At 32.3% G+C, this 22,961-nt stretch carries 24 protein-coding genes; 1 reads left to right on the top strand and 23 read right to left on the bottom strand.

Features of this window, described 5'->3' with window-relative positions; translation table 11 throughout:
* Positions 1 to 2 precede the first annotated feature (2 nt).
* From LIX58_RS10875 to LIX58_RS10920, 10 genes are all read right to left on the bottom strand, one after another.
* Positions 3 to 848: a metal ABC transporter permease gene (locus LIX58_RS10875; protein WP_126566976.1), complete on the bottom strand. Its 846-nt coding sequence runs from the start codon at positions 846 to 848 to the stop codon at positions 3 to 5.
* Between the two features lie 60 nt (positions 849 to 908).
* Positions 909 to 1,685: a metal ABC transporter ATP-binding protein gene (locus tag LIX58_RS10880; RefSeq protein WP_226386324.1), complete on the bottom strand. Its 777-nt coding sequence runs from the start codon at positions 1,683 to 1,685 to the stop codon at positions 909 to 911.
* A 258-nt stretch (positions 1,686 to 1,943) separates the two neighbouring features.
* On the bottom strand, positions 1,944 to 2,834 hold the full coding sequence (locus LIX58_RS10885; RefSeq protein ID WP_154837587.1) for a deoxyribonuclease IV: 891 nt from the start codon (positions 2,832 to 2,834) through the stop codon (positions 1,944 to 1,946).
* Between the two features lie 9 nt (positions 2,835 to 2,843).
* A complete protein-coding gene (locus tag LIX58_RS10890; protein ID WP_126566979.1) occupies positions 2,844 to 4,190 on the bottom strand; it encodes a DEAD/DEAH box helicase in 1,347 nt (448 codons plus the stop codon).
* 45 nt (positions 4,191 to 4,235) lie between these two features.
* Positions 4,236 to 5,336, bottom strand: a complete 1,101-nt coding sequence (locus LIX58_RS10895) for a Nif3-like dinuclear metal center hexameric protein (RefSeq protein ID WP_154837615.1) — start codon at positions 5,334 to 5,336, stop codon at positions 4,236 to 4,238.
* Positions 5,326 to 6,015, bottom strand: a complete 690-nt coding sequence (locus tag LIX58_RS10900; RefSeq protein WP_154837585.1) for a tRNA (adenine(22)-N(1))-methyltransferase — start codon at positions 6,013 to 6,015, stop codon at positions 5,326 to 5,328. The genes LIX58_RS10895 and LIX58_RS10900 overlap by 11 nt, the downstream gene beginning before the upstream one ends.
* A 269-nt stretch (positions 6,016 to 6,284) precedes the next feature.
* Positions 6,285 to 7,391: an RNA polymerase sigma factor RpoD gene (gene rpoD / locus LIX58_RS10905; protein WP_103298679.1), complete on the bottom strand. Its 1,107-nt coding sequence runs from the start codon at positions 7,389 to 7,391 to the stop codon at positions 6,285 to 6,287.
* Positions 7,392 to 7,677: 286 nt separating this feature from the next.
* Positions 7,678 to 9,483, bottom strand: a complete 1,806-nt coding sequence (dnaG, locus tag LIX58_RS10910; RefSeq protein WP_154837583.1) for a DNA primase — start codon at positions 9,481 to 9,483, stop codon at positions 7,678 to 7,680.
* Positions 9,484 to 9,543: 60 nt separating this feature from the next.
* Entirely contained in the window at positions 9,544 to 10,359 is an 816-nt protein-coding gene (locus LIX58_RS10915; protein ID WP_154837581.1) for a pyruvate, water dikinase regulatory protein, read from the bottom strand.
* 11 nt (positions 10,360 to 10,370) lie between these two features.
* A complete protein-coding gene (locus LIX58_RS10920) occupies positions 10,371 to 10,994 on the bottom strand; it encodes a helix-turn-helix transcriptional regulator (protein ID WP_154837579.1) in 624 nt (207 codons plus the stop codon).
* 334 nt (positions 10,995 to 11,328) lie between these two features.
* Between LIX58_RS10920 and LIX58_RS10925 the strand changes: the two genes are divergently transcribed.
* Entirely contained in the window at positions 11,329 to 12,720 is a 1,392-nt protein-coding gene (locus tag LIX58_RS10925; RefSeq protein ID WP_126566984.1) for a glycine--tRNA ligase, read from the top strand.
* A gap of 61 nt (positions 12,721 to 12,781) precedes the next feature.
* On the opposite strand, the gene recO is transcribed toward LIX58_RS10925, so the two are convergent.
* The 13 genes from recO to prmA form a co-directional block, all read right to left on the bottom strand.
* The gene (gene recO / locus LIX58_RS10930) at positions 12,782 to 13,534 is read right to left on the bottom strand and encodes a DNA repair protein RecO (RefSeq protein ID WP_126566985.1); all 753 of its coding nucleotides are present in this window, start codon (positions 13,532 to 13,534) and stop codon (positions 12,782 to 12,784) included.
* Between the two features lie 30 nt (positions 13,535 to 13,564).
* Complete coding sequence (gene era / locus LIX58_RS10935) at positions 13,565 to 14,464, bottom strand: GTPase Era (protein ID WP_103299126.1); 900 nt, start codon at positions 14,462 to 14,464, stop codon at positions 13,565 to 13,567.
* Complete coding sequence (gene cdd, locus LIX58_RS10940; RefSeq protein ID WP_154837577.1) at positions 14,465 to 14,869, bottom strand: cytidine deaminase; 405 nt, start codon at positions 14,867 to 14,869, stop codon at positions 14,465 to 14,467.
* A gap of 21 nt (positions 14,870 to 14,890) precedes the next feature.
* On the bottom strand, positions 14,891 to 15,226 hold the full coding sequence (locus LIX58_RS10945) for a diacylglycerol kinase family protein (RefSeq protein WP_126566987.1): 336 nt from the start codon (positions 15,224 to 15,226) through the stop codon (positions 14,891 to 14,893).
* 7 nt (positions 15,227 to 15,233) lie between these two features.
* Positions 15,234 to 15,695 carry an rRNA maturation RNase YbeY gene (ybeY, locus tag LIX58_RS10950; RefSeq protein WP_154837575.1) on the bottom strand — a complete coding sequence of 154 codons (462 nt, stop codon included), beginning with the start codon at positions 15,693 to 15,695 and terminating at the stop codon, positions 15,234 to 15,236.
* Positions 15,696 to 16,643 (bottom strand): PhoH family protein, encoded by a 948-nt coding sequence (locus LIX58_RS10955; protein WP_154837573.1) that lies wholly within the window; start codon positions 16,641 to 16,643, stop codon positions 15,696 to 15,698.
* Between the two features lie 360 nt (positions 16,644 to 17,003).
* Positions 17,004 to 17,717, bottom strand: a complete 714-nt coding sequence (locus LIX58_RS10960) for a hypothetical protein (protein WP_154837571.1) — start codon at positions 17,715 to 17,717, stop codon at positions 17,004 to 17,006.
* 18 nt (positions 17,718 to 17,735) lie between these two features.
* Positions 17,736 to 18,722: a flotillin-like protein FloA gene (floA, locus tag LIX58_RS10965; RefSeq protein WP_154837569.1), complete on the bottom strand. Its 987-nt coding sequence runs from the start codon at positions 18,720 to 18,722 to the stop codon at positions 17,736 to 17,738.
* A gap of 12 nt (positions 18,723 to 18,734) precedes the next feature.
* Positions 18,735 to 19,385 carry an NfeD family protein gene (locus LIX58_RS10970; protein ID WP_371869269.1) on the bottom strand — a complete coding sequence of 217 codons (651 nt, stop codon included), beginning with the start codon at positions 19,383 to 19,385 and terminating at the stop codon, positions 18,735 to 18,737.
* A gap of 220 nt (positions 19,386 to 19,605) precedes the next feature.
* Complete coding sequence (gene rpsU / locus LIX58_RS10975) at positions 19,606 to 19,782, bottom strand: 30S ribosomal protein S21 (protein WP_000048060.1); 177 nt, start codon at positions 19,780 to 19,782, stop codon at positions 19,606 to 19,608.
* Between the two features lie 131 nt (positions 19,783 to 19,913).
* Positions 19,914 to 21,260 (bottom strand): tRNA (N(6)-L-threonylcarbamoyladenosine(37)-C(2))-methylthiotransferase MtaB, encoded by a 1,347-nt coding sequence (gene mtaB / locus LIX58_RS10980; protein WP_226386325.1) that lies wholly within the window; start codon positions 21,258 to 21,260, stop codon positions 19,914 to 19,916.
* Positions 21,261 to 21,265: 5 nt separating this feature from the next.
* Positions 21,266 to 22,018, bottom strand: a complete 753-nt coding sequence (locus LIX58_RS10985) for a 16S rRNA (uracil(1498)-N(3))-methyltransferase (protein WP_154837565.1) — start codon at positions 22,016 to 22,018, stop codon at positions 21,266 to 21,268.
* Between the two features lies 1 nt (position 22,019).
* Complete coding sequence (gene prmA / locus LIX58_RS10990) at positions 22,020 to 22,958, bottom strand: 50S ribosomal protein L11 methyltransferase (protein WP_154837562.1); 939 nt, start codon at positions 22,956 to 22,958, stop codon at positions 22,020 to 22,022.
* Positions 22,959 to 22,961: the final 3 nt, after the last annotated feature.

Consider the following 22,961-nt stretch of genomic DNA (forward strand, 5'->3'; position numbering starts at 1 on the left):
CTTTAATGCCCCTTTTTAAATCTAAAAGTAGATCTTTGATATAACATTGTAATTCCTAATAATAGAACTAATAGGACTACAATAACACCACCTGGTGAAATATTCATATAGAAAGCAAGAATTAATCCCAAGATTACTGAACTTTCACCAATGATAATACTTAAAATAATTAATTGTTTAAAGCCTTTAGTAATTCTCATAGCAATTGCTATTGGGAGTGTGATTAAAGCACTTACTAGTAAAATACCTACTACTCTCATAGAAGCAGAGATAACCATAGCAACGATAACTATAAATAAAAATTGAATCCACTTAGGAATATTGATGACTTTACTATATTCTTCATCGAAAGATAAAATAAATAATTCTTTGTAAAATAAAATAATGAATAGAACTACGATGATTGAAATTACTATTATCGTAAGTAAATCACTCAAATTGACCGCACTTATAGATCCAAATAAAAGCCCTACTATTTCTTGATTAAATCCATCAGCTAATGAAATAAATATTGCACTTAATGCAATACCAGCACTCATAATAATCGGGATAGCTATTTCTTGATAATTTGTATAAGACGTTCTTAATTTCTCGATTAACAGTGCTCCAACGATTGCAAAAAGAATACCAAACCACATTGGGTTAATAAATGCTAATGCGGGTGATAGCGTGAGAATAAACATCCCAAATGAAATACCACCTAAGGTCACATGACTTAAAGCGTCTGCAATTAAGGATAGACGTCTTACTACAATAAAGGCGCCTATCAATGGCGCAATAAATCCAATAAGTATACCACTTATTAGTGAATAACGCATAAAATCAAAATTTAATAAGGCTTCAATCATGGAAATCACCGTATATCGTTATATTAAATTTATTCATAATTAACTCCTTGTAATCTTATATTATGCTTCACAGCATGATCTATTATGTTGATGATCAACAAATTTTACGGGATGACCATAAATCTTAGAAATTTCAACTTCATCAAGAGATTTAAACTCTTCAGTTGATCCATGGAAATGTAGATGTTTATTAAGGCAAGCCACTTTAGTAGCTGTATCGGCTACTACACCAATATCATGAGTGACAAGTATAATTGTAATACCTTCATGTTTTAAGCGTTCTAGTGTTTCATAGAATTCACTGACATGTTTCGCATCTATCCCATTTGTCGGTTCATCAAGTATTAACACTGAAGGATTAGAGATTAAAGCACGAGCGATTAAAATTCGTTGTTGCTGTCCCCCAGAAAGCTCGGCAATATTTTTATCAATTAGATGATGAATATTTAATCTACGCAATACATCCTCTACTAATTTTTCGTCTTCTTTATTAAAACGTTGAAATAGTTTCTTAGTCTTTGTAAGACCACTTAATACTACTTCTCTCACGCTTGCTGGAAAGCCTGCTCTAAAAGCATTTGCTTTTTGAGATACATAACTTATTTTTAAAGCTGATTGTGTATTCTTTTTATAAGACTTTCCATCTATATAAATTTCACCATTTTGCAACGGAAGTAATCCTAGTATTACTTTTAATAATGTGGATTTACCCGCCCCATTTGGTCCAACAATTGCGAGAAAGTCACCTTTATTTATTTTTATATTTATATTTTCAAGCACTTGTTTATTATCAAAAAAGTAATCAATATTTTTTAATTCAAATACGGGTTGGCTCATGATTTCACCTCGTTTAATACTATACAATTAATGATTTAGTTTGTAAATAGTAATGTTTACGACTTAACAAATAAAAAAAGGAGTGGGACTAAATTCAAGTTGAATTCGTAGTCCCACTCCCGCACTAAAATGACTAATGTTAAGAAACGTTAGATATAAGCAACATCTCAAATTAGTCAGCTTTTGCGAATTTGCTATAAGGTTTCAAAATATTATTTTTATCTTAAGCGCTTAATAGTCTTAGTAATAATTTATATATTATTGTTGAAGTATTTTATCTTTTAAATTTGGATCAAATTGTTGAGATTTTAACATTTCAATTTCAAATTTATAAGGCGGTTTTTTATTTTTCTTATCTTCACCAACATATGGTGTTTCTAAGATTTTAGGAATTTTTTTAAATGCATCATGATGAACAACATAGCTTAAGGCGTCAAATCCGATATGACCAAATCCAATATTTTCGTGTCTATCTTTGTGAGCGCCTTGTTCATTTTTACTATCGTTAACATGCACGACTTTGATTCGATCTAATCCAATAATTTTATCAAATTCGTTTAATACGCCATCAAAGTCTTCTTTAATATTGTATCCTGCATCATGCGTATGACATGTGTCAAAACAGATAGATAAACGATCATTATGTGTCACCCCATCGATGATACGCGCGATTTCTTCAAAGTTACGGCCTACTTCTGAGCCTTTGCCAGCCATAGTTTCAAGCGCAATTCTCACATCATTATCATGTGTAAGTACTTCATTTAGACCTTTGATAATTTGAGCAATTCCTTTATCTGAGCCAGCTCCAACATGAGACCCAGGATGTAAAACTATATCTTTAGCACCGATAGCTTGTGTACGTTCGATTTCATTTTGTAAAAAGTTGACACCTAATTCAAACACTTCAGGTTTAGTAGTATTTGCAATATTAATAATATAGGGTGCATGAACTATAATATTAGATAAACCATATTTTTCCATTGCCTTATGGCCATTATCTATATTTAAGTCTTCAATACTTTTTCTACGTGTATTTTGTGGTGCGCCTGTATAAATCATGAAAGTAGATTCACCATATTTGTGTGCTTCTTCAGCAGAACCTTCTAACATTTTTTTACCACTCATTGATACGTGAGAACCAATTAACATGTCATTCACCTATCCTTTTTTATTATTCTTTCTTTGTTGTCTACTTTGACGTTTACTATATTGTTTACGTTCTTGACGTTTCATTTTTTCAACTTCACGTTTGAATTTCTTTTTATAGCCTGGTTTAACTTTATTCTTAGTTTTACTTCTTACTTTATGTTTTACTTCATTTGTTAAGTGATCGTCTTTTCTTTCACGTTTACGTCTGACATTATGTGCTTTTATCGGTGTTAACTCGCCATTTTTGACGTCTACATTTTCAAAATGATAACCTTTATCTTCAATTAAAGAGATATTATGTTCTTCGTCAGGACTATACATTGTGATAGCTACGCCTTTGTAATTACCACGGCCAGTTCTACCGACTCTGTGCGTAAAGAAATCAATATCATTAGGAACATCAAAGTTGATAACATGACTTACGCCTTCAATATCAATACCACGAGATGCTAAATCACTAGCAATGACGTATTGGAAATCTAAGTTGCGTATACGTTTCATTTGTTGCTTACGTTCTCTAGGTGTTAAACCGCCATGAATCATACCAACTTTAATGCCTGCTTCATTGAGTGAATCAGCTAATTCATTAGCATTATCTCTACTATTACAGAAGACGATACATAAATAAGGGTTTAGTATATCAATTAATTGAAGTGTCTTATCCACTTTTTCTGTACCTTTAGTAGGAATTAAGTAAAATTCAATATTCTTTTTATTTTGAGATTTAGAATCAACAACTACGAAATCAGGATTGTTTAAATATTTATTTAAAAATGGTTGAAGCGATTTAGGAATCGTAGCGCTAAATACCGCAATATTCGCATTATCATCTAAACGAGCTGCAATGTAGTCTACATCTTCAATTAAACCTAAATCAATCATAAGATCTGCTTCATCCACTACCAAATATGAAGCTAAATGAACATGTAAGTGACCACCTTGAGCCAAATCATTAATTCGTGTAGGTGTACCTATAACTAATTGTGGTTGAATATTAGTACGTTGTTTATCTTTTTCAATATCTGTACCGCCAATAAACAAACTTACTTTTACATCAGTTTTGAATTTTGCTAAATGACTAGCTGCTTGGAATAATTGTTGTGCTAATTCACGTGTTGGTGCCACCACAATTGCTTGAGGTTCTTGAATTTCTGGATTAATAGAATCCATTAAAGGTAATAAAAAGGAATGAGATTTACCAGTACCAGTTTGTGATTGACCGATTAAATTAACACCCTTTTTAATTCTTGGAATAATTCTGTTTTGTATTTCTGTTGGTTTTTCAAAATTAAGATCTTTAACAGCATCAATTAATTTTGAATCTAAATTAAATAATTCAAATGGATGATTTGGCATCGATTTAGCCTCCTTGTATCATTCTTGTAGTATATTTTTTAAGTTTTACATATAAGTGAAGGGATCGGTATTAATATCAGAAGATTCAATTTTAAAATCAACACTGAATTCAAACAACCATTGATTTAATAACGTTTTTAGTCCATCTCTCATAACATATTCACTATAGTGATTGATATCTAATAAATTAATACCATTCGTTTTAGCATCTAAAGCATCATGATGTTTAATATCACCAGTTATAAAAATATCTGCGCCTTTATTAATAGCCATTTGTTCAAAGCCAATGCCAGCACCACCGATAATTGCCACTTTACGTATAATAGCGTTCTCATCACCAGTAAATCTCACGCTAGGAATTTGAAGTTGTTGTTTCACTTGCTTTACAAAGTCTTTAATCGCTACTGGCTCAGTGACTTCCCCAATTTTCCCTAGACCATAATTAGCTGTTTTAGTCATTTTAATAAAGTCGTAAACTGGTGTTTCATACGGATGATTTTCAATAATCTTAGTTTCAGCTAAATGACGTTGATGATTTTTTATCATAAACTCTACTTTTACTTCATCTACATATTCTATACTATCAATTTGTCCTAAATGTGGATTAGCATTTCCTACTGGTTTAAATTGGCCTTTTCCTTCAGACTCATAAAAACAATATTCGTAATTGCCTTCTTGCGCTAAACCAGCCTGATCTAAACTATCTTTAAAGTCTTCAACATTATCTTTTGGAATATAAGTTTGAACTTTATAATAGGTCTCCTGTTCATTGTTTAAAAACGTAATATTATGCAGATTTAATTTTTGAGCAAGCATTTCATTTACGCCGTCAACATGATTATCAAGATTAGTGTGCAATGCAATAAGTTGGATATCATTTGAGATAATTTTACGGATTAATTTCCCATATCCATCGTCAGTGATGTTTTTAATTCCTTTGAAAATTAAGGGATGGTGAGCAATTATCGTATTAAAACCTTTCATTATAGCTTGGTCTACTACTGCATCAGTACAATCTAGAGTGGTCAATATACCAGTGATTTCTTTATCATTACTTCCAATTAATAAACCTACATTGTCCCACTCTTCAGCAGTATTTAAAGGAACATTCTTATCAATTACAGACATTAACTGCTTAATTTTCATCATTTAGCACCTCTTTAATCAATGATATTTCATTTTCTATCTCTTTAAGTCTCTCATGATGAACTTCTGAATTCAATTGTTTACGAATGTGTTCTAATGCTTCTAATTCTCTATGCCACTTTTTATAAAAAATAGATGTTTTATTTTCAATTAATTTAGGTCCAAATTTTAAATTAAATTTATTTAGATATTCAATATTTTGAGTATACTCACTAACTACTATTTCATAAATGTGGCCCTTTTCTTCAATAATTTCTTCTGCAATAATTTCATAATTCAAGTTTTGCAATGTTTGACGCAAAACTTCAGTTTGAATATTACTTTGTAAAATTAAACGAGGATGATTACTTAATTTATCTTTACCCTCACTTAAAATTTTAGCGATTAAAGGGCCACCCATGCCACAAATAGTGATATTCTGCACATTATCATTTTGGTTAATCACACTTAAACCATCGCCTAAACGTACATCAATTGATTGGTTAAATTGATATTCTGTTACATTTCTTTTTGCAGCCTCAAAAGGGCCTTTAATCACTTCACCCGCTATTGCAGTTTGGCAGAGACTATTTTGAAGGGCATAGATAGGCAAATAAGCATGATCTGAGCCAATATCTGCCATCATACCAGGTAATAAATATCGACTTACAGCTTTTAATCTTTCATTTAAATTAATCATAATAAACTCCTTTTACTATAAAAAGGGAGTGAGACAGAAATCCTAATTTATTAAAAGATTTCGTCGTCTCACCCCAGCAAAGATGACTAGATTTGAATAAAGCTCAATTGAAGCGCATATTTAAATCAGTCAGCTACTGCCTACATAATAACTAAGGCTGAGATACTTAATTTTATCCCAGCCCCCAATTTTCATATCCGAGTCATATTTAGATTTATCAATGCTCTTTCATCTTTAAAATCATTTGATTCAAATTTTAAATGAGATGATTAGTCCATGAAATCTTTAAGACGTTTACTACGACTTGGATGTCTAAGTTTTCTAAGCGCTTTAGCTTCAATTTGACGAATACGTTCTCTTGTAACGCCAAACACTTTTCCTACTTCTTCTAATGTACGCGTTCTTCCATCATCTAAACCAAATCTTAAGCGTAGCACGTTTTCTTCACGATCAGTTAACGTATCTAATACATCTTCAAGTTGCTCTTTTAACAATTCGTATGCTGCGTGATCAGAAGGACTTTGAGCTTCTTGGTCTTCGATAAAGTCTCCTAAGTGACTATCGTCCTCTTCACCAATTGGTGTTTCAAGTGACACTGGTTCTTGAGCGATTTTAAGAATTTCACGAACTTTTTCAGGAGGTAAATCCATTTCTTCCCCAATTTCTTCAGGAGCTGGATCACGTCCTAAATCTTGTAATAATTGTCTTTGAACACGGATTAATTTATTAATTGTTTCTACCATATGCACTGGGATACGAATCGTACGTGCTTGGTCAGCAATTGCACGTGTAATTGCTTGTCTAATCCACCATGTAGCGTATGTTGAGAACTTAAATCCTTTGCTAAAATCGAATTTTTCAACTGCTTTAATAAGCCCCATGTTACCTTCTTGAATTAAATCTAAGAATAACATGCCACGACCAACATATCTTTTAGCAATACTTACAACTAAACGTAAGTTTGCTTCTGCAAGGCGTGATTTAGCCACTTCATCACCTTGTTCAATACGTTTAGCTAATTCGATTTCTTCTTGAGCACTTAGAAGATTTACGCGTCCAATTTCTTTTAGATACATTCTTACTGGGTCATTAATTTTAACACCTGGAGGGGCACTTAAATCATTCGGATTTAATTTCTCATCCGTATCTGAACTATCTTTTTCGTTGACTAAACTGATATCATTATCATTTAATTGGTCAAAGAAATCATCCATTTGATCTGAATCCATGTCGAAATTTTGCAGCTTCTCAGCAATTTCTTCATGGCTAAGATGACCTTCCTTTTTACCTTTATCAATTAATTGTTTTTTGACATCTTCTAATGTCAATGTCGGATCAATTGTTTGTTTTTTAATTTTAACTTGGTTATCAGACATGAAAAGGCCTCCCAATTTTAATATAAACTTTCAATTAAGGGTTAATTTCTATAATAATTCAATATAATAGAAAAAATATAAATAAAAATTCACAATAATTTTAACATGTAGTAATTCAAAATAATATATTGTGAAATAAATTTAATTAGATAAAGTTGATTCTCATTTAATTTATGGTACATATTTACCCATTAAAAGCGCATAATAACCATTATACAATAACGGTTATTAAATAGAAATACTATATTAAAATATTTCAATATAAAAGACTAGTAAAAGATTCTTCTTACATTCTCTGTTTATTTTTATTAACGATAAGCCCTAAATAATATTTTTGCATTTCAACATCGCCAATGCGTGATGCTTCACGCAATTTATGATTTAATTCTTCTATTGAATCTTCATATTTGTGTTCATTTATACTTTTAATATAATCATCAATCTCGTTATCATAAGGTTCATTATTTAATTCATAATTGTCTAAGGTAATCACAGCTTCTCGTACATCATTATCATCGATATACAAGATGATATCACTAATCGTATATTTATCGTTTTCAGCGTAATACTCTTTTAAAAGTTGAAAAATACTTTGAAAATATTTATTAGAGAAATCTTCATCTTCAAGTTCTCTATGATAATTTAAAAAGATATCTTTATCATTCATAAAATGTTTGAGCAAAGCGCGCTGAGCTTTTTCTTGCTTATTTAGATGAGTGAAAATAGTGGAAATATTAGGTGCATGATTATCATTATAGTCATAATCGGATGGATAATAGACATCATTCGGTATATATTGTTGTTGATAATTAACGTCATTAGTTAATGTAGTCGGATCAACGTTAAATACATCAGCTACATCTTGGACCACTTTCTTTTGTAAGATTGATGAGTGCATCATTGCTATATCTTGCGTCACTTCTTTAAGATAGCGTTCATAAGCTAAGTCATTATTATTAATTTCATCTTTGTGACTATTAACTTTAAATAAAATAAATGACTTTTTCTCATTATTAACAAATTCTATAAACTTCTCTTTTCCGTACTTTGTTATATATTCATCTGGGTCCATATTTTTAGGTAACTGTACAACAAATACATTTAAACCTTGTTGTAGCAATGTTTGTCCAGTTTTTAGTGTAGCCTCTTGACCAGCAAAGTCCCCATCAAACATAAGTGTAATATTAGAAGTGAGCTTTTTAAGAACAGTAATATGCTCATCAGATAAAGCAGTCCCCATACTTGCCACTACTGTTTTAAGCCCAGAATAATCAGCTTTGATAACATCCATGAATCCTTCAAGTAATATCACTTCGTCATTTTTACGAATAGACTTTCTAGCTTTATCAAGATTATAGAGTAATCTTCTTTTTTGAAAAATGGGTGTCTCAGGGCTATTTAAATATTTAGGTTCTTGATTATTATAAGTACGACCAGAATAGCCGACAATTCTACCTTGAGCGTTCATTAATGGAAACATAATACGGTCTCTAAAACGATCGTAATAACTGAAGTTTTCTTCATTTCGTGATAACAAACCTGCTTCATAAGCCAGTTCAATATCATAGCCCTTTTTCTCAAGGAAATCATGACAAAAATGTGAGTTATTTGGCGCATAACCAATACCACGTGATTTAATAAGTTCTTCAGTAAATCCTCGGTCCATTAAGTAGTTAAGTGCCTCTTCACCCTCAACCGTCTTCATTAAGGCATACATATAGTATTCTTGAATGCTTTCATGCATTTCAATCATACTTAAATCATCTGAAGCAATTTGTGTAGTTTGTTGACTAGTATTTCCAACATCAACTTTTATATTAACACGCTCTCCTAGTTCTTTAACTGCTTCAACAAACGAAATGTCTTTAATTTCTTGAGTAAATTGAAAGACATTACCACCCTTTTTACAACCAAAGCAATGACAGATTTGTTTATCTTCTGAAACTGTAAAAGATGGCGTTTTTTCATCATGAAAAGGACACAAACCAATATAATTGCGTCCTCTCTTTTCTAATTTCACATATTCACTAACTAAATCTAGTATATCTGTTTTTTCTTTTATTTCATTAATAACTGACTGTTCAATTCGCAAAATAAATCACCTATTAAATATTAGTCATAATATTATACCTTTATCGCTTAAAATTTAAAATTATTTTGCTTGTTGTTCAATAATATGAAGCACATCGTTTGCAGTTTCTTCAATTGCTTTATCAGATACATCAATTACCGGGCATCCAATTCGTTCAACAATTTCTTCAAAAAATTCAATTTCTTCTTTAATACGTTTTTCATTTGCATATCTAGCTAAATCGCTAAGACCTAGCTGTTTTAATCGCTGTTTACGAATTCGATTTAGTTTATCTTCACTAATACGAAGTGCAATGCATTTAGAAGGATCTATCTCGAATAGAGCTTCTGGTGGTGTAACTTCCGGTACAATTGGTACATTCATTACTTTATAACTTTTATGTGCTAAGTATTGAGATAAAGGTGTTTTAGATGTTCTTGAAACACCTATTAATACAATATCTGCTTTGGGTAGACCTTTAGGATCTTTTCCATCATCATATTTAACCGCAAACTCAATGGCATCAATTTTTTTAAAGTAAGCGTCATCTAATCGATGCACTCTGCCGGGTTGATTATATGGATTATCATTAAATGAGTCTTTTAATAGTCCCATTAATGGCCCCATAATATCTACAGATTTAAGTTGATGATTTTCGATATTTTCTTCCATGTAATCTTTCATCTCTGGTTTAACAAGTGTATAAACTATAATAGCATTTTGATCAATCGCAACTTGTATAACCTCATCGATATTTTCAAAGGTCTCAATATATGGATATCTTAAAAACTCATGTTTACACTCTTTGGGATTAAATTGAGAAACGCATGCTCTTGCTACAAGTTCTGCAGTTTCTCCAATCGAGTCGGATGCGATGATAATCTTTATATCTTCCATCGTTATACCACCTATTCTTTAAATAATGATACGAATAATTTCGCTATTGTTGTTTTAGAAATACGACCTATAACTTGATATTTATTATTTTCTTTTTTTCTAACTATTGGGATAGAATCGATTTCTTTTTCAATCATTTGATTTGCTGCATATATGACTAATTCGTGTTCCTCTAAAAAAGTAAGATTAGGCATTCTAGACATATTAACGCCTACAGGCATTGTATGAATATCTTCACCAATCATAGATGCGCGTAATAAGTCCTTTCTTGAACAAACACCTATAAAATCATTATTATCGTTAGTAATAAATAATGTTCCTGTATCTTCAAGAAAAATTGTACAAATAGCATCATAAATGCTCATGTCTTCTTTCACAATGACAGGTGGTGACATATAATCTTTAACAATATATTGGCGTAATTGATCACTCAAAATTTTATTTTTTGATTTACCAGAATAATAATAACCAACACGTGGTCTAGCTTCAAGGAAACCTGACATTGTAAGGATAGCTAAGTCAGGTCGTAAAGTAGCACGAGTAAGTTGTAATTTTTCAGCGATATGCTCTCCAGTGATTGGGCCACCAGTTTTAACAATTTCGATTATCTGTTCTTGACGTTTACTCAGTTCTATAGGTCTTCACCCCTTTTAAATTCATTTCTATTATACCCATTTATTTATACTCCTACAAATGCATACAAATCCTTGCTTATAAATCATCAATGAATTAAACTAATATTAAGCGAGTTAAGGACGGTGTGAGCTTAACAACATAACTTGGCCTAATCATTAAATTCATAAAAGCGAGTGTCTACACTAAATTGGGTGGAACCGCGGGTTAAAATTAGTTTAAACTATATTATTTTTATATAGATAAATCAATTAACTCGTCCCAAGATAATAATAAATGTGACTCTACATTTATTTATTGTCTTGGGGCGTTTTTTATTCAAAAAGGAGAGATTATATGGTTAAAGATATGGATACTATCGTATCATTAGCGAAACACAGAGGATTCGTATTCCCTGGTAGTGATATTTATGGTGGTTTATCAAACACTTGGGATTACGGTCCATTAGGTGTTGAATTAAAAAATAATGTTAAAAAAGCTTGGTGGCAAAAATTCATTACGCAATCACCATTTAACGTTGGTATTGACGCTGCTATCTTAATGAATCCTAAAACTTGGGAAGCATCTGGTCACTTAGGTAACTTTAATGACCCTATGATTGATAACAAAGACAGTAAAATTCGTTACCGTGCAGATAAATTAATCGAAGACTACATGCAAAAAGAAAAAGGCGATGAAAACTTTATTGCTGATGGCTTAAGCTTCGATGAAATGAAGAAAATTATCGACGACGAAGGTATTGTTTGCCCTGTTAGTGGTACAGCAAATTGGACTGATATTCGTCAATTCAATTTAATGTTCAAAACTTTCCAAGGTGTAACTGAAGATTCTACTAACGAAATTTTCTTACGTCCAGAAACTGCACAAGGTATTTTTGTAAACTACAAAAATGTACAACGTTCTATGCGTAAAAAATTACCATTTGGTATTGGTCAAATTGGTAAATCTTTCCGTAACGAAATCACTCCAGGTAACTTCATTTTCAGAACAAGAGAATTTGAACAAATGGAATTAGAATTCTTCTGTAAACCTGGTGAAGAAATCGAGTGGCAAAATTATTGGAAAACATTCGCTAGTCAATGGTTAAAAGACTTAAATATTAACGAAGAAAATATGCGTTTACGTGACCATGATGAAGAAGAATTATCTCACTATTCAAATGCAACAACAGATATCGAGTATCGTTTCCCATTTGGTTGGGGCGAACTTTGGGGTATCGCAAGTCGTACAGACTTTGACTTGAAAAAACATAGTGAACATTCAGGTGAAGACTTCAAATATCATGATCCTGAAACTAATGAAAAATACGTTCCATACTGTATTGAACCATCATTAGGTGCTGACCGTGTTACATTAGCTTTCTTATGTGATGCATATGAAGAAGAAGGTGTAGAAGGAAGTAAAGATGCACGTACAGTGATGCACTTCCACCCTGCTTTAGCACCATATAAAGCTGCAGTGTTACCATTAAGTAAAAAATTATCAGAAGAAGCAATTAAAATCTTCGAGCAACTAAGCACTAAATTCTCAGTTGACTTTGATGAATCTCAATCAATTGGTAAACGTTACCGTCGTCAAGATGAAATCGGTACACCATACTGTATCACGTTCGATTTCGATTCATTAGAAGATAACCAAGTAACTGTTCGCGACAGAGATTCTATGGAACAAGTACGTATGCCTATTTCAGAATTAGAAACATTCTTAGCTGAAAAAGTAGCATTTTAATAACTAAAATTAGAACCCACTTAAACATGACGATTGTTTAAGTGGGTTTTTTAGGTTTTTGCTATTCATTAAGTCGTTTTAATTGATTAATAAGTTTTTGACTTTTGAAATACATACCTGCGTATTCTCTATATAGCATAATAAGTAAGTCTGACATTTCATCTAAAATATCTTGATTAATATTGAAATGATTCATTTTATTGATTGGTAATTTTTGAAGAATATCTAATAAATAAAATGTTTTATTTGAAATACGCAAAGCATGAGGATCTTGTGGCAGTTCTTTTTCAGTAATTGTGCCATCAAATCTAAAGCTATATGCCACGAGTTGAGATTGGTCTGTATCTCCAGAAATTGCTGAATGGTCGAAGAAAGCTGTGAAACCGAATCGACTCATACATTTTAATAACACTATGATTGACATTAATTGAGCAGAATCACCTTTGGCTATTTTTTCTAATACAAAATGCAATAATTGATAATGATATGGCGATACCTCATCTTGCTCCATCGAACGATCAATCGTTTCTGCACAAAGTGTGGCGTAACTACTATTAAAAATATCTAAACGTAAATCATAATATTGGTTAATAACATCAATTGAAGATAACGTCCCCATGCCTCGCCATTTATTATAAATAAATAAGCCATACACAAATAATTGCGTATGGGCTTGTAGGCCAGTTCTTGATTTTTTAGCACGTCTAACCATTAAAGGAATTTTAGCACCATATTCATTTAAAATAGTGATAATTTTATCAGATTCACCATAGTCAACTGATTTAATAATAATCCCTTTTTGTCTTTCGAGCATTTTTTTCACCGGCCCCTAATCTAACTTAATTTAATCTTGGTCTTCAATATAACCCATTTGACGAATGAAATTAACTTTATTACGCCAATCTTTTTGAACTTTAACCCAAAGTTCTAAATATACTTTAGAGCCAAGTAACATCTCAATATCTTGTCGAGCGCGTTTACCGACTTCCTTGAGTTTTTTACCACCTTTACCTATTACAATTCCTTTTTGAGAATCACGTTCTACATAAATTGTCGCTTCAACCCTAACACGGTCTTCGCTCTCTTTAATCATTCTATCTACATTTACACCAATAGCATGTGGAATTTCTTCACTAGTTAGATGCAAGATTTTTTCACGAATGATCTCACTTACTACAAATTGTTCTGGGTGGTCAGAAATTTGATCATCTGGATAATACTTTGGCCCTTCAGGTAAGTAAGTTTTTAAAACATCAATGAAATGATCAACGTTTAACCCTTCTAGCGCTGAAATTGGCACGATTTCTGTAAAATCCATATATTCCTTGTACTGCTCGATTCTTGGCATTAACGCATCTGGATGAACTAAATCTATTTTATTTAGTACTAAAAATACTGGCGTTTTCACGTTTTTTAGCATTTCCATAATGTATTCATCGCCGCGTCCAATTTCTTCATTAACATTTACCATGAACATAATAGCATCAATTTCTGAAAGCGTATTTTTAGCAACACGCATCATGTAATCACCTAATTTATGCTTAGGTTTATGGATGCCTGGTGTATCTAAAAAGATGATTTGTGCGTCATCTCTTGTCATGACACCTTGAATTTTATTACGAGTTGTTTGGGCTTTATCGGACATGATTGCAATTTTATGTCCAATTACTCTGTTCATAAATGTTGATTTACCAACATTCGGTCTTCCTATAATAGAAACAAATCCTGACTTATGTTCTGTCATTTATTCTAAATCCTTTCCTGAGAAGCCATGAGGTAATAATTCTGCTACCGTTGACTCTAATAATTCTCCTTTGTGATTTGTCATATAAACTGGCATATCATCATCACACAATTCTTTTAATACTTGTCTGCAAGTGCCACATGGTGATGAAGGTTTGTCTGCATCAACCGTGACAGTGATAGATTCAAAATCCCCTGGTCTATAGCCTTCTGCAATTGCTGCGACTAGGCTTGATCTTTCGGCACAAATAGTTGAAGGATATGCTGGATTTTCCACATTAGCGCCATAAAATGTGCGACCATCTTTTGCTTTTAAATAGGCTCCGACTTTGAATTTACTATATGGTGCATAGGCACGTTTTTGTGCTTCTCTTGCTTCTTGAAAATAATGCGATTGATAACTCATTTACCTCATCCCCTTTTCCACTTAAAAAATATGTGGAATAAAAATAATTAATCCAATAATCAATGCGAAGATAGAAACTAACATCACACTGAATGCTGCAATATCTTTCGCTTGTTTAGCAAGCTCATGATAATCCATTGTTACTAAATCGACCACGCACTCAATTGCAGTATTAACTGCTTCTAAAGTAAGTACTAAAACGATCGCTAGTATAATAAACATCCATTCAAACCGGTTTAAATGAAATACGAATCCTAAAACGATTACAATAAGCGCAACAATCATGTGCAATAAGTAATTATGATCTTTAATAAGAAGCGTTTTAAAACCATCAAAAGTGTATTTAAATCTATTTATAAATTTATTAATCTCTAGTCAATCCATATGCATTTAATATTGTATCTTGACGGCCAAACATTTCTTTTTCATCTTCTTCATTCATGTGATCATAACCTAATAAATGTAAAAATCCGTGTAATGCTAAGAAACCAAGTTCACGTTCAAACGAATGTCCATAACTATCAGCTTGTTCTTGAGCAACATCAGTACAAATAATAATGTCACCTAATACACGTGGAATGTCCATACCTGAAATTTCAGGTTCATCTTCTTCAAGTGCAAATGAAATTACATCTGTAACTTTATCTTTATCACGATAAGTTTTGTTAATATTTTGGATTTCATCTTTATCTACAAAAGTTACTGAAAGTTCAGCTTCTTCTTGAATATTTTCTTGATCTTTTGCAAAATTGAGTAAGTCATCAATTTGTTGATACCAATCCTCTTTGACAAGTCCAGTGTGATCATTGAAATCAATTGTAAACATTTAAAGGTCTCCTTCGTATCGATCAATAATTTTACTTACTAATGGATGTCTTACTACATCACTTTGATCTAATTGCATAATATTAATGCCCTTCACACCATGTAGTTTTTTAACTGCTTCTTTTAACCCACTTTTGACGCCTTTTGGCAAGTCGATTTGCGTCTGGTCGCCTGTGACAACCATTTTTGAACCGAAGCCTAATCGAGTTAAGAACATCTTCATTTGAGCGTGAGTAGTGTTTTGAGCTTCATCGAGAATGACAAACGCATCATCTAATGTTCGTCCACGCATGTATGCTAAAGGCGCAATTTCTATTGTGCCGCGCTCAATGAAACGAGCAGTTTGTTCTCTTCCTAGCACAGTATTTAAACCATCATATAAAGGTCTTAAATAAGGATCAACTTTTTCTTTTAAATCGCCTGGTAAGAAGCCTAAAGATTCTCCAGCTTCAACTGCAGGTCGTGTTAGCACAATACGTTTAACATTACCTTTTCTTAATTGTTTAGCTGCATAAACAACTGCTAAAAAGGTTTTACCTGTACCTGCTGGACCGATACCAAATACTAAGTCATTACGTTTCATTGCGTTGATATATAATCTTTGACCCATTGTTTTGGCATGAATCGTCTTACCGAATGCATCTTTAGTAATTTCTTCATCATATAAATCTAGTAAGTGTTGAATTGTATCATTTTGTGCCATTTTAATAGCAGCTTCAACATCTTTAAGTGTAATTGAGTTTCCCAATTCAATTACTTTTAATAAATTTTTTAGAACTAATTCTGCTTTTTCAACATGCTCTAATACCTGACCTTTTACTGCAATTTCTTGTCCACGAGCATGTATCACGACATCAAACGCTTCCTCAATAGCTTTTAAATGTTCATCATTATTACCTATTAAAGCTTGAGAATGATTAATATCGTCTATTTGAATTATTCCTGGCATAAAAGCGCTCCTTTTCACAAATACAATATGTTTAGTAATTTAAATTGATAATATTAATTATAACGCTAATTGTCTTTTAAAATGTATTATAAAACTTAACGAGTTTCTAAATAGTTACTTACAGTAATACTATCTTTCATATAAATTTTACTAAACAATGTTAAAGGATACAAATGTAATAGGCTTTGTTCATAGTGGAATATTACTTAATTTTAGTATTAATAATATGATGAACTTTAATATTTGTATTTTATCTTTTTAATTATTTATCTGCACTACAAAAATAAAAAAAGAGCAGAACAGAAATCAATGTTAGTTTCAGAGATTTCATAGTTCTGCTCTAGTGAAGTTGAACGTTAATTACAATTGCTTAGGTTTTTCCAGTATTTCTTGCCAAATCAGCCCATTAACTATTGGATCTTTATCAAATTGCAAACTTTGATGAGTCATATCTTGTTCAATAGACCTACTATTAAGCAATTGTTTTAGTCGATAACGTTTTGTTCGTTCAGATAAATTTTTATCTTCAATAATAGCACGTGCTTTACTTTCGATTCGAGACAGTTGTTTTTCTTTTTCTCGATCAATTTCAGAACGGACATTGAACAAACTATCAGCTAATTCTTGTTCTAATTTTTCTTGTAATTTTTGACGTTCCTCATTAGCACGTCGACCTGGATTTTCATTTTTTTGTTGTTCAGCTTGTTGCATTTCAACTTTGCGACGAGATTGTCTTTGTGTGCGTTCAATTTCTTCTGGTTGTTGTTCTTTATAAATTTCTTTTTCAAGTTGATTATCATGATAAACCTTTTTCTGATTGTCTCGTGAACTTTTTCGAGATGTATCAGAGCGCTTAGGTTCATTTGATTCATCAGACAAGCTCTCTTCAAATTCATTAAAAGCTTCTTCTAGTTGTTCGAAAAAACCTTTTTTACGTTCGGGCTTTTGAGTAGGTCCCCCGCCTTTTCTTTGAGGGGGAAGTTGATTACGACGCTCTTCATGACTTTTATCACGCACAGCACTTATAATTGAGATAATAACAGATATCACAAATATGAGAATACCTATATTCATTTAATCACCCCTTAATAATTACTTCGGTGATTCGTCTTCGTTTTGTTCAGTACGTTTGTTAATTGCGTTTCTCATGCCTGTATCTGCTTCTACGTTTTTCAAATTATAATAATCTTTAACGCCAATATTACCTTTACGTAAAGCTTCTGCCATAGCTAGAGGTACTTCTGATTCAGCTTCTACTACTTTAGCACGCATTTCTTGAACTCTTGCTTTCATTTCTTGTTCAGATGCTACTGCCATAGCACGACGTTCTTCGGCTTTAGCTTGGGCAATATTTTTATCTGCAAGTGCTTGTTCAGTTTGTAAGTCAGCTCCGATATTTTTACCGATATCTACGTCAGCGATATCAATAGAAAGAATTTCAAATGCAGTACCTGAATCTAATCCTTTACTTAATACAGTTTTAGAAATGTTGTCTGGGTTCTCAAGGACTTGAGTATGGTGCTCACTTGAACCAATTGTTGAAACGATACCTTCGCCAACACGTGCAATAATTGTTTCTTCTCCAGCACCACCGACTAAGCGTGAAATATTTGCACGTACTGTAATTCGAGCTTTGGCTTTAACTTCAATCCCATTCATAGCTACCCCAGTAATAAATGGTGTTTCAATTACTTTAGGATTAACAGACATTTGAACGGCTTCTAATACATCACGACCAGCTAAGTCGATGGCTGCACCTCGTTCAAATGGTAAATTAATATCAGCACGTTGCGCAGCGATATTTGCATCAACGACTCTATCAACGTTACCACCTGCAAGGTAGTGAGACTCTAATTGGTTTGTAGTTAAATTTAATCCAGCTTTATGTGCCTTAATAAGTGGTCCAATTACTTTACGAGGAGATACACGACGTAATCGCATACCTACAAGTGTTCCGATTCCTACTTTTACACCAGCTGCAATTGCAGATATCCAAAGTCCGACTGGCACAAATGAAAATAGCAATAATAATGCTACTATAATGATGACAACAATGATGATAAGTCCAATACTAAACATTAAATCGCTCCTTTATAAATGTTCTAATTCTCTTACAACAACTCTCGTACCTTCCACTTCAAGGATTTTAACTTCTTTATTTCTAAGAATAAAAGAGCCGTCAGACACAGCATCAATTCTTTCATTATTAACAGTGATAATTCCTGCTGGTCGTAAATCTGTAACGGTACGGGCTGTTTGTCCAACTAAGTGAGAACGGTCATCGTGAGATCTATAACCTGCTTCAGCAGATGTGGAGTCTTTTAATACAACTTTATCTAAAAATGGAATTTTTCTCTTAAGTATTTTCACTAATATCACCCACTCAATGATAGATAAGATTAAGGCAATTACTACGTTTAGTAGCATAAGCAAAATATTGTCGCCAAGCATTATAATACTTAACACTATTAATGTAATACCTATAATCCCAATAATGGCACCTACCACGAATAACTCTATAATTACTAATATTGTACCTATGAAAAATAGCAATACGGAGATTAAGTTAACATCTCCACTAATAAGAAAGCCTAAAAATAAAATTAATAATGCTAGAGATGCAATGACCCCCGCTAGATTAAATCTTTTAGAATAAAGTTGGTATAAAAAGCCTAGAAAAATGATACAAGTTAGTATTAAAGAGATAATTGGATGAGTCAATGTGTTCGATAAATCTTCCATCCAAGCATTATTAGATAAAGCCGAATTAAAACCTATATGTATTACGTTAGAATAAGCCACAATTTCACCTCGCTCTCGTCTATGATTATACATGAATATATTTATATATTATAGTGCTAGCCTATAACTATAAGAATAAAAAAACTCCCGATTAGCAAAGACTAATCGAGAGCATATATATAATTAACATTCGTGTTGAGGGAGTCAACAGAGCTATTAATTATTTGAATTTACGTTTACGTGCAGCTTCTGATTTCTTTTTACGTTTTACGCTTGGTTTTTCGTAAAATTCACGTTTACGTACTTCTTGGATAGTACCACTTTTAGATACTGAACGTTTGAATCGACGTAATGCATCTTCAAGTGATTCGTTTTTACGTACTACTGTTTTAGACATCTGTATTTCCCTCCCTCCAAATATCAACGGAACTTTAAAGTCATTCATCGCATAGCAAATTAACTATGCTTTCATTAGTATAATATATGAAATAATTATGGTCAATTGCAAATCTTTATAATTTTTAAAAATTATAATAGTACAGCATCTTCTGATTTATTAGTAGCGTGATCTACTACTCTAATAGCACTACCAAGGTTAATTGGATAATCAGCTTTATTTATTTTAACTTTAACAATTTCGCCAATTAATGATTCATCGCCTTCAAATTCCACTTTCATATAATTATCAGCATAACCAACTAAAGTACCTTCAGTTTCTCCAGTTTCTTCTGGAATAACTTCTAAGACTTCATCTTCGAATTTAGATGCATACTCTTTTGCAAGTTGATCACTTAAAGCGATTAATTTATGCACACGCTCGTTTTTAATACTTTCATCGATTTGATCATCCATACGTGCTGCAGGTGTACCAATTCTTGGTGAATATGGGAAGACGTGAAGTTCAGAGAATTTATGTTTAACAATAAAATCATATGTTTCTTGGAATTCTTCTTCTGTTTCTCCAGGGAAACCAACGATAACATCACTTGTTACAGCTAAATCTGGAAGAGCATCATGTAACTTCGTTAATCTTTCAGAGAAGTGTTCCATTGTATATTTACGTCTCATACGTTTTAAGACTGTATCTGAACCAGATTGAAGTGGTACATGTAAATGTCTTACCACTTTATTACTTTGTTTCAATACGCCAATTACTTCGTCAGTTAATTGACTAGCTTCAATTGAAGAAATACGAATACGTTCTAAACCATCGATTTCTTCTAAGTCTCTTAACAATTGCGCTAAATTGTAATTTTTTAAGTCTTGACCGTAACCACCAGTATGAATACCTGTAAGTACAATTTCTTTGTAACCAGCATTTACTAGTTGAGTTGCTTGTTCAACCACTTTTTCAGGATCACGAGAACGCATTAAACCACGTGCCCATGGAATAATACAGAATGTACAGAAATTGTTACAGCCTTCTTGAATTTTTAGAGAAGCTCTTGTTCTATCTGTGAAATATGGCACATCTAATTCTTCGTATGTACGGTTCTTCATAATATTTCCAACACCGTTAATAGGTTGACGTTCTTCACGGAATTGATCAATATATTCAAGTAACTTATGACGATCTTGCGTACCTACTACTACATCTACACCTGGAATTTCCATAATTTCTGCAGATGATGTTTGCGCATAACAACCTGTGACGCATACAACAGCCTCAGGATTTTGACGAATTGCTCTTCTAATTATTTGTCTACTCTTTTTATCTCCTGTATTTGTTACAGTACAAGTATTGATTACGAACACATCCGCATTTGTTTCAAAATCGACTCTATCGTAATCTGCTTCTTTAAATAGTTGCCAAATTGCTTCGGTTTCATAGTGATTCACTTTACAACCTAAAGTGTGAAACGCTACTGTTGACATATTATTCACCCCATTAATTCATTTTCGAAACTTATAGCACTTAATGCATATAGTGGCGCAGTTTCAGCCCGTAAAATTCTTGGTCCTAAACCTACAGTGGTTGCTACTTCACTAAATTTAGAAATTTCTTTTTCTGAAAAGCCACCTTCAGGTCCAAATATAAATAAAATGCGATCATTAGTCCTAAATTGTTTTAATTGTTCTTTAAAAAGACTAACTTCCCCACGTTTTGCTTCATCTTCATATGCTAATAAAATATAGTCATAATGACTAATAGTATCATAAATTTCGTTTAAATTCGACTTGAATTTTATATCTGGGATGACTAAACGATAACTTTGTTCAGCAGCTTCTTTAATAATTTTTTGCCAACGATCTAATTTCTTTTGAACTTTATTTGCTTGCAATTTTACAACAGATCTATCCATTCCAACTGCTATAAAGTTTGAAGCACCCATCTCAGTACTTTTTTGTAATAGCCATTCATATTTATCTGCTTTAATAAGACCACTACAAATTGTCACATTCACAGGTAATTCAGTATTAATATCTTGTTGTTCTAATAACTCAATTTCGATTTGATCTGGTTCAATATTACTGATTTGAGTTGTATAAACTTTTTTATCGTTGAAAGTAATAATAATCTTATCGCCAACAACATTTCTCATTACATTTGTAATATGATGAATATCTTCTTTACTCGTAATAAAAAAACGCTGATTTTCATCAGCGTTTTGATTAATAAAGTACCTTTGCAACTTAGTCACTCACTTTCTGGCCAACGATACAAACCCAACCGTTGTCATGATTGATTGATACTATATTGAAACCTACACGCTTCATATGAGACAAAATGTCTTCATGTTTTTCCTCAATAATACCCGAAGTAATAAAATAACCTTCTTCATTTAGAGTATTATAAGCATCTTCAATCATTTCATCAATAATGTGAGCTAAAATATTTGCAATTACAATATCAAATTTTTCAGTTTCATCTTGTAATAAGTTGCCTGGAACAGCTTCAATTGCATCTTCACAATTGTTTTTCTTAAAGTTTTCTTTAGCTACATTTACAGCCATTTCATCGATATCTAATGCTTTAATTCTTTTAACCCCAATGAGATGACTAGCAATACTTAAAATACCAGAACCTGTGCCCACATCTATTACTGAATTAGATGGAGATACATATGTTTCAATCGCTTTTAAGCACATGCTTGTAGTCGGATGATCTCCTGTACCAAACGCCATTCCAGGATCTAATTCAATACATAATTCATCATTTGATTCCTTAGTATATTGTTCCCAACTAGGTACAATAGTAAATCTTTCTGAAGCTCTGAAAGGATGGAAATAGTTTTTCCACTCATCCGCCCAATCTACTTCAGCTATCGCTTTTTCAGAAAAAAGAACTGAATCTTTATCGATATCTTCAAGAGCTAAAATGTCATTATAAATCTTGTCTTTTAAATCTTGAGTGTATTTAATTTCATTAAAGTAAGCTTTTAATCTCACACCATATTCAGGATAATCTTCTTTTTTTAGTTCGTAGATTTCACCGAATTTGTCGGCTGGTTGATTGATTAAGTCATCAGAATCTTCTATTACTACACCATTCGATCCGTAGCTCTCTAAAATATCTGTAACTAAATATTCAACGTCATGATTAACTACAACTGAAAGTTCTGTCCAGTTCATTAT

The organism is Staphylococcus sp. Marseille-Q1834, assembly GCF_916858875.1.
GTDB lineage: Bacteria > Bacillota > Bacilli > Staphylococcales > Staphylococcaceae > Staphylococcus > Staphylococcus pragensis.

Coding starts and splice junctions, on each gene's coding strand:
- rpoD (WP_103298679.1), bottom strand. CDS start 7,391: ATGTCTGATAACCAAGTTAAAATTAAAAAACAAACAATTGATCCGACA.
- mtaB (WP_226386325.1), bottom strand. CDS start 21,260: ATGTCAACAGTAGCGTTTCACACTTTAGGTTGTAAAGTGAATCACTAT.
- LIX58_RS10970 (WP_371869269.1), bottom strand. CDS start 19,385: ATGGAAGATTTATCGAACACATTGACTCATCCAATTATCTCTTTAATA.
- floA (WP_154837569.1), bottom strand. CDS start 18,722: ATGTTTAGTATTGGACTTATCATCATTGTTGTCATCATTATAGTAGCA.
- era (WP_103299126.1), bottom strand. CDS start 14,464: ATGACAGAACATAAGTCAGGATTTGTTTCTATTATAGGAAGACCGAAT.
- LIX58_RS10955 (WP_154837573.1), bottom strand. CDS start 16,643: ATGCCAGGAATAATTCAAATAGACGATATTAATCATTCTCAAGCTTTA.
- LIX58_RS10895 (WP_154837615.1), bottom strand. CDS start 5,336: ATGAAAATTAAGCAGTTAATGTCTGTAATTGATAAGAATGTTCCTTTA.
- cdd (WP_154837577.1), bottom strand. CDS start 14,869: ATGAGTTATCAATCGCATTATTTTCAAGAAGCAAGAGAAGCACAAAAA.
- prmA (WP_154837562.1), bottom strand. CDS start 22,958: ATGAACTGGACAGAACTTTCAGTTGTAGTTAATCATGACGTTGAATAT.
- rpsU (WP_000048060.1), bottom strand. CDS start 19,782: ATGTCTAAAACAGTAGTACGTAAAAACGAATCACTTGAAGATGCATTA.
- recO (WP_126566985.1), bottom strand. CDS start 13,534: ATGCTCGAAAGACAAAAAGGGATTATTATTAAATCAGTTGACTATGGT.
- LIX58_RS10885 (WP_154837587.1), bottom strand. CDS start 2,834: ATGTTAATTGGTTCTCACGTATCAATGAGTGGTAAAAAAATGTTAGAA.
- LIX58_RS10915 (WP_154837581.1), bottom strand. CDS start 10,359: ATGGAAGATATAAAGATTATCATCGCATCCGACTCGATTGGAGAAACT.
- LIX58_RS10875 (WP_126566976.1), bottom strand. CDS start 848: ATGATTGAAGCCTTATTAAATTTTGATTTTATGCGTTATTCACTAATA.
- LIX58_RS10890 (WP_126566979.1), bottom strand. CDS start 4,190: ATGCCAAATCATCCATTTGAATTATTTAATTTAGATTCAAAATTAATT.
- LIX58_RS10960 (WP_154837571.1), bottom strand. CDS start 17,717: ATGAATATAGGTATTCTCATATTTGTGATATCTGTTATTATCTCAATT.
- LIX58_RS10880 (WP_226386324.1), bottom strand. CDS start 1,685: ATGAGCCAACCCGTATTTGAATTAAAAAATATTGATTACTTTTTTGAT.
- ybeY (WP_154837575.1), bottom strand. CDS start 15,695: ATGTTTACAATTGATTTCAATGATCACACTGGACTTGTCAAAGAGGAT.
- LIX58_RS10925 (WP_126566984.1), top strand. CDS start 11,329: ATGGTTAAAGATATGGATACTATCGTATCATTAGCGAAACACAGAGGA.
- LIX58_RS10900 (WP_154837585.1), bottom strand. CDS start 6,015: ATGATTAATTTAAATGAAAGATTAAAAGCTGTAAGTCGATATTTATTA.